Origin of the sequence: Halobellus rarus, assembly GCF_024494595.1 — an archaeon.
Taxonomy (GTDB): Archaea; Halobacteriota; Halobacteria; order Halobacteriales; family Haloferacaceae; genus Haloquadratum; species Haloquadratum rarum.
In genome coordinates this window covers 281,397-293,397 of sequence record NZ_JANHDI010000006.1, presented here as the reverse complement: position 1 = coordinate 293,397, position 12,001 = coordinate 281,397, and the positions used below count along the sequence as shown (strand labels likewise).

Annotated in this window: 11 protein-coding genes and 2 pseudogenes; 8 read left to right on the top strand and 5 right to left on the bottom strand. The window is 58.3% G+C overall.

Annotated elements, in window-relative coordinates:
- Positions 1-507, top strand: a pseudogene (locus NO876_RS08275) (archaea-specific SMC-related protein); the annotation flags it as partial.
- Positions 508-566: 59 nt separating this feature from the next.
- Here NO876_RS08275 and NO876_RS08270 read toward each other — a convergent pair.
- Both NO876_RS08270 and NO876_RS08265 read right to left on the bottom strand, forming a co-directional pair.
- Entirely contained in the window at positions 567-1,703 is a 1,137-nt protein-coding gene (locus tag NO876_RS08270) for an aminotransferase class I/II-fold pyridoxal phosphate-dependent enzyme (RefSeq protein ID WP_256421218.1), read from the bottom strand.
- Positions 1,704-1,907: 204 nt separating this feature from the next.
- Positions 1,908-2,843 carry an NAD-dependent epimerase/dehydratase family protein gene (locus NO876_RS08265; protein WP_256421217.1) on the bottom strand — a complete coding sequence of 312 codons (936 nt, stop codon included), beginning with the start codon at positions 2,841-2,843 and terminating at the stop codon, positions 1,908-1,910.
- A 227-nt stretch (positions 2,844-3,070) separates the two neighbouring features.
- Here NO876_RS08265 and NO876_RS18185 point away from each other — a divergent pair.
- Both NO876_RS18185 and NO876_RS08260 read left to right on the top strand, forming a co-directional pair.
- A pseudogene (locus NO876_RS18185) lies at positions 3,071-3,421 on the top strand (DUF8073 domain-containing protein); the annotation flags it as partial.
- A gap of 90 nt (positions 3,422-3,511) precedes the next feature.
- Entirely contained in the window at positions 3,512-4,177 is a 666-nt protein-coding gene (locus tag NO876_RS08260; RefSeq protein ID WP_256421216.1) for a DUF8073 domain-containing protein, read from the top strand.
- Between the two features lie 76 nt (positions 4,178-4,253).
- Here NO876_RS08260 and NO876_RS08255 read toward each other — a convergent pair whose 3' ends face one another.
- On the bottom strand, positions 4,254-4,388 hold the full coding sequence (locus NO876_RS08255; protein WP_256421215.1) for a hypothetical protein: 135 nt from the start codon (positions 4,386-4,388) through the stop codon (positions 4,254-4,256).
- Positions 4,389-4,568: 180 nt separating this feature from the next.
- On the opposite strand from NO876_RS08255, the gene NO876_RS08250 reads away from it, so the two are divergent.
- The 3 genes from NO876_RS08250 (at position 4,569) to NO876_RS08240 (ending at position 6,887) form a co-directional block, all read left to right on the top strand.
- Positions 4,569-4,934, top strand: coding sequence for a VOC family protein (locus NO876_RS08250; RefSeq protein WP_256421214.1), 366 nt, complete (start codon positions 4,569-4,571; stop codon positions 4,932-4,934).
- A gap of 92 nt (positions 4,935-5,026) precedes the next feature.
- Complete coding sequence (locus NO876_RS08245) at positions 5,027-5,809, top strand: HpcH/HpaI aldolase family protein (protein WP_256421213.1); 783 nt, start codon at positions 5,027-5,029, stop codon at positions 5,807-5,809.
- A gap of 136 nt (positions 5,810-5,945) precedes the next feature.
- A complete protein-coding gene (locus NO876_RS08240; RefSeq protein WP_256421212.1) occupies positions 5,946-6,887 on the top strand; it encodes a VOC family protein in 942 nt (313 codons plus the stop codon).
- A 97-nt stretch (positions 6,888-6,984) separates the two neighbouring features.
- Here the strand turns inward: NO876_RS08240 and NO876_RS08235 are convergent, their stop codons facing one another.
- A complete protein-coding gene (locus tag NO876_RS08235) occupies positions 6,985-8,337 on the bottom strand; it encodes a hypothetical protein (protein ID WP_256421211.1) in 1,353 nt (450 codons plus the stop codon).
- A gap of 411 nt (positions 8,338-8,748) precedes the next feature.
- Positions 8,749-9,519 (bottom strand): IclR family transcriptional regulator, encoded by a 771-nt coding sequence (locus NO876_RS08230; RefSeq protein WP_256421210.1) that lies wholly within the window; start codon positions 9,517-9,519, stop codon positions 8,749-8,751.
- Between the two features lie 125 nt (positions 9,520-9,644).
- Between NO876_RS08230 and NO876_RS08225 the strand changes: the two genes are divergently transcribed.
- The gene (locus NO876_RS08225) at positions 9,645-10,874 is read left to right on the top strand and encodes an ABC transporter substrate-binding protein (RefSeq protein ID WP_256421209.1); all 1,230 of its coding nucleotides are present in this window, start codon (positions 9,645-9,647) and stop codon (positions 10,872-10,874) included.
- Between the two features lie 89 nt (positions 10,875-10,963).
- The gene (locus NO876_RS08220) at positions 10,964-12,001 is read left to right on the top strand and encodes an ABC transporter ATP-binding protein (RefSeq protein ID WP_256421208.1); all 1,038 of its coding nucleotides are present in this window, start codon (positions 10,964-10,966) and stop codon (positions 11,999-12,001) included.

The following is a 12,001-nucleotide window of genomic DNA, read 5'->3' as shown; positions in this document are numbered from 1 at the left end:
GCGGACGAGCTCCGCGAGGAGCGCTCGGAGTTGGTCGAGGAACTCACCGACCAGCGGACGAAGATCGACCAGATCGAAGCGGAGGCCGTCGACTCGTTCAACGAGCACATGGAGTCGATTCTGGAACTGCTGGGCTACGAGAACATCGAGCGGATCTGGATCGAGCGGATCGAGGGGGCTGGAACGAGCGAGGGGCAGACGCGCTTCGAGTTGCACATCGTGCGGACGACCGAAAACGGGGCGGCCTACGAGGACACGATCGACCACCTCTCGGAAAGTGAACGGGAGGTGACGGGACTGATCTTCGCGCTGGCGGGGTATCTGGTCCACGACCTCCACGAGACGGTGCCGTTCATGCTGTTGGACTCTTTGGAAGCGATCGATTCGGACCGGATCGCCGACTTGGTGGAGTACTTCGCGGACTACGCGGACTACCTCGTTGTGGCGTTGCTGCCCGAGGACGCCCAAGCGCTCGACGACGAGTTCACCCGCGTCACCGCTATCTGATCCATCGTCTGCCCGGTTCGCTGGCGGGGGCATCGGTCGATCGATTCCTCGTCGTCCGGTCAGATAATATCGAGCTCTCGACCGACCTCGTCGTAGACTCGTAAGGCCTCATTGAGGTCTGTCTCGGTGAGCCCGACGTTTATTTGATTACGGATTCGCGCCTCCCCGCGTGGAACCATCGGATAGACGATCGAGAGGGCGAACACGCCCTTCTCAAACAGTCGCTCCGCGAACTCTTTGGCCGTCTTACTGTCTCCGATCATCACTGGAACAATCGGCGTTTCACTCACTCCCGTATCGTACCCCAGATCTTCCAGTTCGGACTGGAAGTACTCGCGTTTGCTCCACAGATCCCGGACGCGTTCGGGCTCTTCGTCGATGATCTCGAGAGCGCGCTTGTTCGCGGCCGCGACGGCGGGGGGATAGCCAGCACTCAGCAACCACGTCCTCGACGTGTTGTACGCGAAATCTACGACGTGTCGATCGCCAGCGAGCATTCCGCCGAACCCGCCACAGGCCTTCGAGAAACTACCCATCTGAAAGTCGATCTCTTCTTCGAGACCGAACTCGCCTGTGATGCCGTGGCCGTCACCCAGAACCCCTTCACCGTGACAGTCGTCGACGTACGTCATCGCTTGGTACTCCTCGGCGAGGCGGTGAATCTCGTCGAGTTTTGCCACGTCACCGTCCATCGAGAATACCCCGTCGGTCACCACGATAATCCGATTGTAATTACTGCGCGCCGACCGTAGAACCCGCTCCAGATCGGACATATCTGAATGGTCGTACACGAGAGAGTCAGCAGGGGAGAGTCGGATTCCGTCGATGATGCTCCCGTGGTTGTATTCGTCGGAGACGTACACGTCGCCGTCGTCCAACAACTGCGGGAGTAGGCCGGCGTTCACCGAGAACCCGGTTTGATAGGACAGTCCCCCCTCGGTTCCTTTGAATTCGGCGATGGCGTCGTGGAGTTCGTCCTGCAGTTCGGTGTACCCCGCGATCGACCAGTCGGATCCCGCACCGACGCCGAATCTCTCGACCGCGTCCACGGCTGCCTCCCGGAGACGGGCGTCGTTCGCCAGGTCCAGGTAGTTGTTCGAGGCGAGCATAATCACCTCTTGCCCCTCGACGACCGGCCTCGCTTGGGATGCCGTCTCTAGTTGTTTGAGCGGCCACGTTTCGCCCCGTTCGTTCATTTCCTCGTATTTCCTGCGCAGGTATGCGGTTTTGTTTCGTGTCATTAGTTATTGGTAGTGTTTGTTTCGGTTGTGTTTCTGATGTGGGTTCCTCGGCCCTCGATCACGGGAAGGGAAACGGACGTTGACTCACAGACCGATATCTCGCCACCGACCGATCAGCAACACCCGGTGAACCCCTTCGGTGTCGGGCGCGAGGAGTACTCATTCGGCCCCTCTCTGGAGGTTCTGAACCATCTCGTCGACGACCCGGTCGAGGTCGTACTTGGCTGACCACCCCCAGTCAGTCCGTGCGGCCGTGTCGTCGAGGGTGCTCGGCCACGAGTCCGCGATCGACTGTCGCTCGTCGGGTTCGTATCGGGCGTCGAACCGACCGATGCGTTCTTCGATTCGGTCGCTCAATTCACTCGCGGTGAAACTCAGCGCGGAGATGTTGTACTCACACTGAAACCGCAGGTCCGATTCGTCCGCCTCTGCGAGATTGATGAGCGCATCGATCGCATCGGACATATACACCATCGGGAGCCGCGTGTCCTCTCGAACGAAGTAGGAGTATTCGCCTTTGTCGACCGCCTCGTAAAAGGCATCGACGGCGTAGTCGGTCGTCCCGCCGTCTGGTCTGGTTTTGTGACTCACGATTCCCGGGAGCCTGATCCCCCGAACGTCCAAATCATATTTCTGGTGATAATACGCACCGAGATCTTCCGCTAGAACCTTCGTGATTCCGTACATCGTCGTCGGGGCCCGGATTGTGCGCTCGGACGGATTACTCGGAGTCGAGGGCCCGTACACCGCGATCGAACTCGGGACCACGATGCGGTCGAGTTCGTACTCCCGTCCGACCTCGAGGACGTTGTGCAGTCCCCCGACGTTCACCTCGAACGCTCTGTCCGGATTCTGTTCGCCGGCGGCCGACAACAGTGCTGCCAGGTGGAACACGGTATCGACATCGTACTCCTGAACGACTGCCTCGATTTGAGCACGGTCGGTCACGTCGACGGTCTCGTAGGGCGGCGATGTCTCCGGGTCAGGTTCGATATCACTGGCCACTACTTCCACGTTGTCGTATCGAGTTCGGAGCGTCGGCGTGAGTTCGGAACCGATCTGGCCGAGCGCTCCGGTGACTAGGATTGTATCCATTGCTGTGCATTTAGCTGGACTGGGGACAGCAGGTTATAAATATACTAACCTGCAATAATTGTATATGTTATTAATATGTTTTATAGTAATATGTGAACACTCGGCTGCAGAGGGCTGAACCTATCACCAGCCCCCTGAAAACGGCAAACCCGCTGTAGCTCCAGCGTTCAGAGCATTCCACGTGGATTTATATATTCCTATGGCGGATTCAGTGCTGTGAGCGCGGAATGGAATTGCACTCCTCGTTCGAGACACTGTCGAACGTGCTCGAAGAGTTCGACCGAAATGGTCGATCCGTACGCCGGGTAGAGGTCACGGTCGAACAGCAGGAATCAGTGTCCGCAACCGTGGAAATAAGCGTGTCTGTCAGCGACTTCCTGAACGGGGATTCCCCGCTGTCGTTCTCCTCTTCGACGGCATCGATAGATGACGCTGGACCAGTCGTCACGTTCCGTCTTGAGGATCTCCTTTCGACGTTGCTACCGGATGTCACGAGAAGATACGGCGACGGCGAGAGGGAGTTATCGATCTCTCCGAACGAGCTCGAGACGAGCGAAGGGGAGCTCATGATCGAACTTAGTGTTATAATCGACGTTGCCGACAGCGAGTCTCCCAACAGTACGCATACGAACGAATCCTGCGCCGTTTCTCCCCTTGCGTCGGGCGAGATGACGGATACTGACGGAGATGCAGCTGAGTGTGAGAGAGACGGAATCGAGTCGGCCCTCGATGGGGTGCGTACCAAATCCGTTCCCGCCTTCGAGGACACGGCGTACCTTCGTCGGCTGTACGAGTTCTCGGAGACCTTCGATCAGATGAGCGATCTGATCGAACTCGACGTATCCGCCGAAACTGTTCGCCGGTATATGATCGATGCGGGCGTACACTCGCCGGGGTCGAATGCGACGCCCGACCGGAGTGAGTCCGGTGGGACAACCGACGGTTCGTTGGAGACGTACGCCCAGCCTGTACGGGACGCTCAGACCCGTTCGACGCAGGGCTCGGAAGCACTCACTTCGGTGCGAGCGGGCACCTCACAGCCCGAATTCACCAGGAGAGAAGCTGACTGTGCGGAGCCGCTCACGACGGGCGATTTACTCACGGACGGCGTCGGCTTGCCGGACGACGTCACGCTTCGCGAACTCGTTGAAGTCGTTTTGCAGGCTCGAACCGTCCACGAGGTCCATCGCCACCTGGACATCGATCACGAACGAACGCGCGAACTACTCCGTCAGCTGAACGTGCTCGACCTCGTCGTCAATCGCGTCTCTCCCGATGCTGAGCAGAGCGTGACCTTCGAGACCGTCGCCGAACGGATCCGCGAGAGTACGTAACCCGACAAATGCCCCACGTTAGTCCCAGACGCGCGTTGGCACAGCCTTCCGACAGCCACTCAGCGAAACCGCTCGACTATCGATCGTCGAACGGCGGCATCGGATACACGGTTTCTATCGAGTACTCGCTGTCTGTTTCGGGATGGACCAACATCGGATCGCCTTCGTACCACTGCCCGCACGCGAGCGTGATTTCGCCCTGGGCCGGCATCCCGGTATCGCCGAACTCGGTTCTCGATTCTCTGGCTGACAAGTTGCGGGTCGTTGTGTGAGCACCGAGATACCCATCCAAGCGAAAAACATCGTTTTGGTGGTACCGAGATCCTGCCTGCCGCGACGGTCCCAGCGCAATGGCGATGCTTTTATATACTTGTATTCAGCAGAGAAACGTGTGATTGGTGAAATCGACCACATCGAGATCGAAGTCAGCGACGCTTCCGAGACGGCGGAGTTCCTCGAGAAGATCGGGTACGAACAGCACCGCCAGACCGAACACCACGGAGAGTCCTACGAGTACGTTCCCAGCGAGGGTGACGGCCCCCTCTTCGAGATCCACACGGTCTCCGGCGAGGAGACCCCAGGGATCAACCACATCGCCTTCGCCGTCGACGACATCGAAGCGGTCTCTGAGCGCCTCGAGGAGGCGGACGTCGATTCGATCGTCGGCCCGTACGACGTCGAGAAGACCGGACGAACGATCACGAACTTCCGAGACCCCGACGGGAATCGGTTCCAGGTCGTCTCCGACGACGAGTGACCGGCACGTTTGGCCGAGCACTCTCCGCAAAAATATCTTTTATTGACTTACCGAAATAGTTAGTACAACCGCGTCACGACGCCTAGGTGCGAATGGATCAGAGCAACAGCCTTCGGCAAACCATCGAAGACGGTGGTATCGTCTATGGAGCACGCGCGTCGACGTTCTCGCCGACCGTAATCGAGGTATTCGGCGAGTTGGGCGTCGATTTCGTCTGGCTCGACTTCGAGCATATGGGACCCAGTCCGTACGACAGTCGGGTCTTCGAAGACCTCACCCGAGCGGCCGAGGCCGGTGGGACGGAACTCTTCGTTCGATTACCCAGCGGGGACCCACCGCTCATCAGGAAAGTGCTGGATGCCGGTGTACGCAACATCCTCATTCCCCGTGTCGACTCGGCCGAGGAAGTCCGCAAAGCGGTCGAAGCGACACGGTTCGTTTACGAGGACGGGCCTGGGGAACGTGGGAAAGCGAGCGGCCGGTCAAGCAACTGGGGTGCCGCCGATGGGTACATCGAGACCGAGGACGACGAGGTCTGCCTCGGCGTGATGATCGAGAAGACGACTGCGGTCGACGAACTCGACGACATCCTCTCGGTCCCCGAGCTCGGCTTCGTGTTCATCGGCCCTTCCGACCTCTCGGTACAGATGGGCCATCCCGGCGAGAAGACACATACTGAGGTACTCGAGACGATCGAGAAGATCACCGACGCGTGCCACGAGGCCGACGTTTCGACGGGCGTCATCAAGACGGATCCAGACGAAATCGAGGCGGCCGTCGACGACGGGCACCAGATCCTCCGCGTCGGTGGCGACCTTGGCTCGATCAAGGCAACGCTCGGAGAGCGACTCACGACGATCCGCGACGACAACTGAGACGCTCACCGTGATTCTTTCCGGGTAGACACTATCCTCTGTACCGCGAGCGATGATGCGTGACTACGGCAGTTCGTATCGGGTTTCGGTGGCCGGTAGCAGTTGATTTATTCGGGTGCCGTCTGACCGTCTATCTATGGCGCCAGAAGTTGCACGGCTAGGCCACGTATCGCTCGAAACCCCGAATCTCGAAGAATCGCTGTCCTTCTTTCACGATGCCGTCGGACTGGAAATCGTCGAGAGCGTCGACGACACCGTATTCCTCCGTGCGGTAGACGAGCACGATCACCACTCGCTCAGTCTGACCGAGGCCGACGCGGCGCGTATCGACCACATCGGGTGGCAAACTGCCGAACCCGAGGACGTGAGGAGGTTCGCGGAGAAGTTCGAACAACAGGGATTCGATCTCACGTGGATCGAGGAGGACGAAGAACCCGGACAGGGGGAGGCGATTCGGTTCGAGATACCGAACGGTCACCGGTTCGAGCTCTACGGTACGATGGAAAAGCCGGAACCGCCGGCGGAGCGGCGATCGAAGCTCAAGAATCGCGTCTACGATCCGTCTGGAAACAACCCCGTCGCCCCGCATCGAATCGACCACGTCCAGATCTGGGACCCCGACGGGCTCGAGTGCGCGGAGTGGATCCGCGACGAGCTCGGATTCCAGGTGCAGGAGTACTACGACGAAGCCGACGGCTCGAGATGGGGGACTTTTCTGAGCGCCTGCGAGGCGAAAATCGATATCGCGGTTGTCCAGTCGGAACACGAAGACGACCTCCCCGCACTTCACCACGTCGCCTATGCAGTGGATTCACCCAACGATCTGTTCGAGGCGCACAACGCGATGAACGAACACGGGGTTCCCGTCGACGGAATCGGCCAACACGGGATCTCACGAGGCGAATTTATGTATGCGCGGGATCCGATCAGCGGTCACCGGGTCGAGTTCAACACGGGTAGTTATCTCACGCTGGACCCTCACTGGGAACCGATCGCCTGGGAGGCAGGCGACATCAGCGACGGTGACGATCACCAGTGGATCGGTGGTATCGACTCCCTCGAACGAGTCCACTACTGATCGCACAGCCGCCCGGTTGAACGTCGTCGCCAATCGAAAATACGACGGGTGCACGCGGTGATTTCGACTCACACGGCCGTCCTCGTCGAGACCCCGTCTATCGTGAGTCGTCGAGGTACGGACTCGGTGCGACCGTCGCGGATATCTCCGTCTGCGAGTGTGCTTCCACCGTCGGATTCGGCGATTGACCGCCCTCCTCGCCCCAGACGAAGGTGACCTCCGTACCGGGTTCGCTGTACTCTCGGTCGATCGAACAGATAGAGATCATCTCCCGGTCGCTGTAGGAGTACGCGAAACTCTTCGAGATACCGACGACCTCGCCGTCTTTGAGCACTTTGTCGTGGTGGCCGCCCCACCGATCGCGCGGGAGGTCGATGAACTTGTTCGGGAGCGCGTCGTCGTCGAACAGCGACGCGAAGATACCGATGGCGTCTTCGTCGTCCCAGACGAGCGTCACGCGCGTCCGGTCGGGGTCTGCCGCCTCGGTCTCGAGGGCCTCGCGTCCGACGAACTCGTGGTCGAACTCGATCATATGGTCGTAGCCGATGTCGAGCGGACTCACGTAGTAATCACGAATGTCGTCCGAGTGATAGCTCCCAGCGATCGAATACGTGCCTTCGTAGCTACTCGCACTCAGCCACTCGCGGTACTCCGCCATCTCTTCGCCGGTGTATATCGCGGGGACGTGCGTCGTGACCCAGCCGAGCTTCACACTCAGCGGTTCGTACGCACGGGTCCCGAGTCGCTGGATATCGTATTCTTCACCCGCTTCGAGGATCACGTCTTTGATCAGATCGGCGTGTTCGTAGGGGCCCTGCAGTTCGAAGCCGATCTCGCCGGCCATTCCGTGGCGGAGTGCGCGGACCTCCTCGCCCGCGATGGTGATCCGCTTGAAATTGAAGAACGGGATGTCGGTGAGAGATTCGTCGACGATCTCCTGCATCACGTCGAGCGCGTTCGGTCCCTGCACCTGGTAGGTGTAGAAATGCGGGTCGTCGTCGGTCTTCGAGGACTTCGGATAGATAGTCTCGCTGACGTCGTACTCACCCGTCTCAGCGTGATACGCGAGCCAGTGTGCGGCCGGAACTTTGCCGCTCATCACGAACTTTTCGTCCTCCAGTCGCTGCAGCACCCCGTCTCCGATGAACTTCCCGTCGGGGTTGCAGAAAATGGCCTGCTTGGCCTTCCCGACGTCGAATCCCTCGAAACTGTTCGTACAAAGTTTCTTCAGGAGGTCGAACGAACCAGGACCCTCGATCACCTGATCCATCTGGTGGTGAGAGAGGTCCGCCAACACACACGTTTCGCGGGCGGCGCGTAGCTCGTCCATCCAATTCGAGTACTCGCGTTTCACTTCCTGCGGCCAGACCCATCGCCCGCCGGCCTGCTGGAGCATTCCCACTGGATCCTGAGCCGCATCTAGAGCTGTCTGTAGGCTTCGGTCAGCCATACAGAAGTGAATACAGTTTTATTATTTAAACTTACCGTCCAGGGGGGGACCAAAATAAACAATTCGGCCGTTGCGAACGCTGGCCGTGACCACGCGTCGTTGACGAACTTCGACTCAGTAACTATCGGCAACCGTTGTGAGCACAAACTCTACGATCAATCGGGCCTAGAGGCCCGATTTCGAGGTCGACAGTTAGTGTGGGTCTGCTCAAGCGGTCTATGATGATCGTTGCTCTAAAACTTGTTCAATATTGTTGAACAAATCTGCTGCATACGACTTGAAGTAATTGAGGGGAGGGGGGATAACATTTGTACATTTGTGATTATCGAGGTCCTGGCGGCGTGGTATGAGGGTACACTGGTGCTAAGAGAATTATATAATATATGTACATCTGTTATTCTACACGGTCGACTACAGGCCGCTCTCGGAGTACGTCAATTTTAGTTCTATTTCGTTGGCTGCACCCTTTACGATGTCCGGGATATCGGCGGTGAATCGTTCGCCGACGAACCGGTTAGCAGGTCCAGCGAGGCTGATCGAGCAGACGACCTCGCCGTCGAGCAGGATCGGTGCTGCGACCGAACGCATCCCCTCTACTGATTCTTCTCTGGAGTAGGCATGTCCCTGCTCACGTATCTGTTTTAGCTCCTCTCGCAGTTCGTCGGGGTCCGTGATGGTCTGTGGCGTCTTTTGTTCTAGCGGTCGCTGTGAAATGATCTCCTCGATTCGTTCCTGCGGGAGATGCGCGAAAATTGCCTTTCCGCTGGCCGTGCAGTGGAGACCTGATCGGTCACCCATCGTGAGATCGGTCCGGACTGCCCGATTCCCCTCCGTCCCGTAGACGTATACAGCCTCTCCGAGTTCTTCTACGAAACAGGCCGCCAGCTCCCCAGTCGTATCCGCTAGTTCCTCGACTTTCGATTTGACGTTAGGGAACACGGGTTCGTTCCAGAGTGCGTACATTCCGTATTGCAGGAACTGCAGACCGATCTGGTACTTCGCGCCATCCTTTACGACGAATTTGTTCTTCGCGAGGGTATTCAAATAGACCTGTACAGTGCTCTTCGGCATATCTAGCTCCTGTGATAGTTCTGTGACCGTTTTCCCACCGTTGGATTTGAGGTGTTCAACCATCTTGAACACCTTGTTGACCGATTTGAGGGTGTTGTCGTGTCGAGTCATACCACGGAATTCGGCGCGATGCCATAACAATCTTCTTGTTCTCCCGGAGCAACCGTTTCAGTTCAATATTGTTGAACGAATCTCCGATCCTACTTGTGCGTCGCTGTTCGGGGTTAGTATCATATATGTTTGAAAATGCTTTAGTAGTACTATGTATATCCCTACCTATGGGTGTCAATGACAGCCTGTTGTCTCGGAGAAAAGTAGTCAAAGCTCTCGCCGCAGGGACTGGGGTTGCAGGACTTGCCGGCTGTTCTGGCGGTGGCGGCGGTGGCACGTCGGACGGCGACAGTGGCAGCGGCGACGGCGGTTCCGGTGACGGAAGCACCACCAGTTCCAGCGGCGGCAGCTCTGGTGGCGATAAGGCAGTCGTTCGCGTCGGTGGCGGCGGCGGCAGCTGGGGAGAAGCCCGACGGGAATCGTTGTTCGAACCGTTCGCAAACGGTGAGCCCCCGTACGAAGAGGAACACAATTATAACTACATCACTGCTTCGTCCGAACAGTACACGGCGGAGCTGAAACGCGACCCGGAGAATCCGAACTACGAACTCGTCGAACTGGACGCGCAGCGCGCCGCACTTCTCGGACAGAACGACGCCCTCATCAAACAGACCGACTTCGAGAACTACGACGACATCCCGCCCGCGTTCAAAAACGAGTATATGGGCGGGACCGTATACTTCCCGCGCGGTATCGCCTACCGGGAAGATATGACTGACAAGGAGTTCAACACCTGGGATTCGCTCATCGACCCCGACCTCGAGGGGAAAGTCGGATTCGAGCCCTGGGACAATGCGGGGTCGAAGTACTTCTACGTTATCAACAAAATCAAGGGTGGCTCTCTCGACAATATCGAACCGGGGCTGAACTGGCTCCGTGAGTTCGTCGAGACGACTGATCCCATCATCTTCGACTCGATCGACCAAGCTCGCTCCCTCTATTTGAACGACGAGATGTACGTCGCGCCATTCCTTTCGGCGCGAGCCGAGAACATCGAAATCGACGAGGGCCTCCCGATGGGCTTCTCGGTCCCGGAGGGCGGATGCGTCCAGGACACGTGGGGATACCCGATCACGAAACACACCAGCGAGGACCGCCTCGAGCAGGCCAAAATACTCGGAAACGGCAATCTGGCCCCTGAACCACAGGTCTACTTCGCCGAGACTATGGGCTACCCGCCGGCCAACCCGAAGGCGCTCGAGATGATCTCTGAAGAGGTCAAAGAGAAGCACCCGATGATAAATCCCACCGAGGAACAGAGACAACGGTACGACGTCGACATCGACTGGGTCCAGGTAGAACAGCAGAAACAACAAGACGGCCAGCGCTTCAAGAAAATCATCGCTGGCGCATAATACCGACAACCGTCAGCGCGTCTGCACGTGGTGTATTTTCTCCGCAAAGAATAAATAATAACCAGCCAATCTCAAGCTATAATCCAGAAATGGCATTCGTAAACATTCAGAACCTCCGAAAAACGTACGGGGACGTCGTCGCAGTGAACGATGTTTCATTAGACATCGAGGAAGGCGAGTTCGTCTCGATTCTCGGGCCATCGGGGTCCGGGAAGACGACGATGCTGAAGTCGATCGCCGGATTCGTCGATCCCACCGCGGGGAGCATTGTCGTCGCCGGGAACGAGATGATCGGGCTCCCGCCCGAGGACCGAAATATGGGGCTCGTGTTCCAGCGCCTAGCTCTGTTTCCTCATATGTCCGTGTTCGACAACGTCGCGTTCGGTCTCCGACATCGAGAAAACCTCACGGAGGCAGAGATGGAAGAGCGCGTCGCCGAAATCCTCGAGATCGTTTCACTCCCGGGCTACGAAGATCGCAATATCCAGAACTTGAGCGGCGGGGAACAACAGCGTGTCGCGCTGGCCCGCGTCCTCGTTCTCGAACCCGACTTGCTCCTCTACGACGAGCCGCTGTCGGACCTCGACCGCCAGCTCCGCGAGCAGATGCGCCGTGAGATCAAAGACCTGCACGACAGGCTCGAGATCACGTCGATCTACGTGACACACAACCAGCGCGAGGCACTGACGCTGTCTGACCGCGTGCTCGTGCTCCACGAGGGCGAGAAGATTCGGTACGCACCTCCGTCGGAGATCTACCAGGACCCACAGTCGAAGTTCGTCGCGAACTTCGTCGGCGACTCGAACTTCGTCTCTGTCACTAAGGGGCAGAACGGTACCGTGACCTTCGAGGACGACGACATCTCGCTGCCGATGCACGAGGCGGACGCTGACGCAGCCACGGACCTCCTCTACATCCGTCCCGAGGACATCACGATCAACCCCCCCGACGGGGAACGAGTCTTCTCTGGGACCGTCCGCAGCACGGTCCACCTTGGCTCGGTGACCGAGTACAAGATCGAAGTGGGTGGAAACGAGTTCCTCACCACTGATCTGGGCGCACCGCAGTACACCGAAGGTGACAGCGTGACTGTCCGATTCGAGGATTACGGGCTCGTGGAGGCGTAG

What these genes read in the sequence shown, in the direction of transcription:
- NO876_RS08270 (WP_256421218.1), bottom strand. Translation starts at nt 1,703, where the DNA reads ATGAACGAACGGGGCGAAACGTGGCCGCTCAAACAACTAGAGACGGCA.
- NO876_RS08265 (WP_256421217.1), bottom strand. Translation starts at nt 2,843, where the DNA reads ATGGATACAATCCTAGTCACCGGAGCGCTCGGCCAGATCGGTTCCGAA.
- NO876_RS08260 (WP_256421216.1), top strand. Translation starts at nt 3,512, where the DNA reads ATGACGGATACTGACGGAGATGCAGCTGAGTGTGAGAGAGACGGAATC.
- NO876_RS08255 (WP_256421215.1), bottom strand. Translation starts at nt 4,388, where the DNA reads ATGCCGGCCCAGGGCGAAATCACGCTCGCGTGCGGGCAGTGGTACGAA.
- NO876_RS08245 (WP_256421213.1), top strand. Translation starts at nt 5,027, where the DNA reads ATGGATCAGAGCAACAGCCTTCGGCAAACCATCGAAGACGGTGGTATC.
- NO876_RS08240 (WP_256421212.1), top strand. Translation starts at nt 5,946, where the DNA reads ATGGCGCCAGAAGTTGCACGGCTAGGCCACGTATCGCTCGAAACCCCG.
- NO876_RS08235 (WP_256421211.1), bottom strand. Translation starts at nt 8,337, where the DNA reads ATGGCTGACCGAAGCCTACAGACAGCTCTAGATGCGGCTCAGGATCCA.
- NO876_RS08230 (WP_256421210.1), bottom strand. Translation starts at nt 9,519, where the DNA reads ATGACTCGACACGACAACACCCTCAAATCGGTCAACAAGGTGTTCAAG.
- NO876_RS08225 (WP_256421209.1), top strand. Translation starts at nt 9,645, where the DNA reads ATGTTTGAAAATGCTTTAGTAGTACTATGTATATCCCTACCTATGGGT.
- NO876_RS08220 (WP_256421208.1), top strand. Translation starts at nt 10,964, where the DNA reads ATGGCATTCGTAAACATTCAGAACCTCCGAAAAACGTACGGGGACGTC.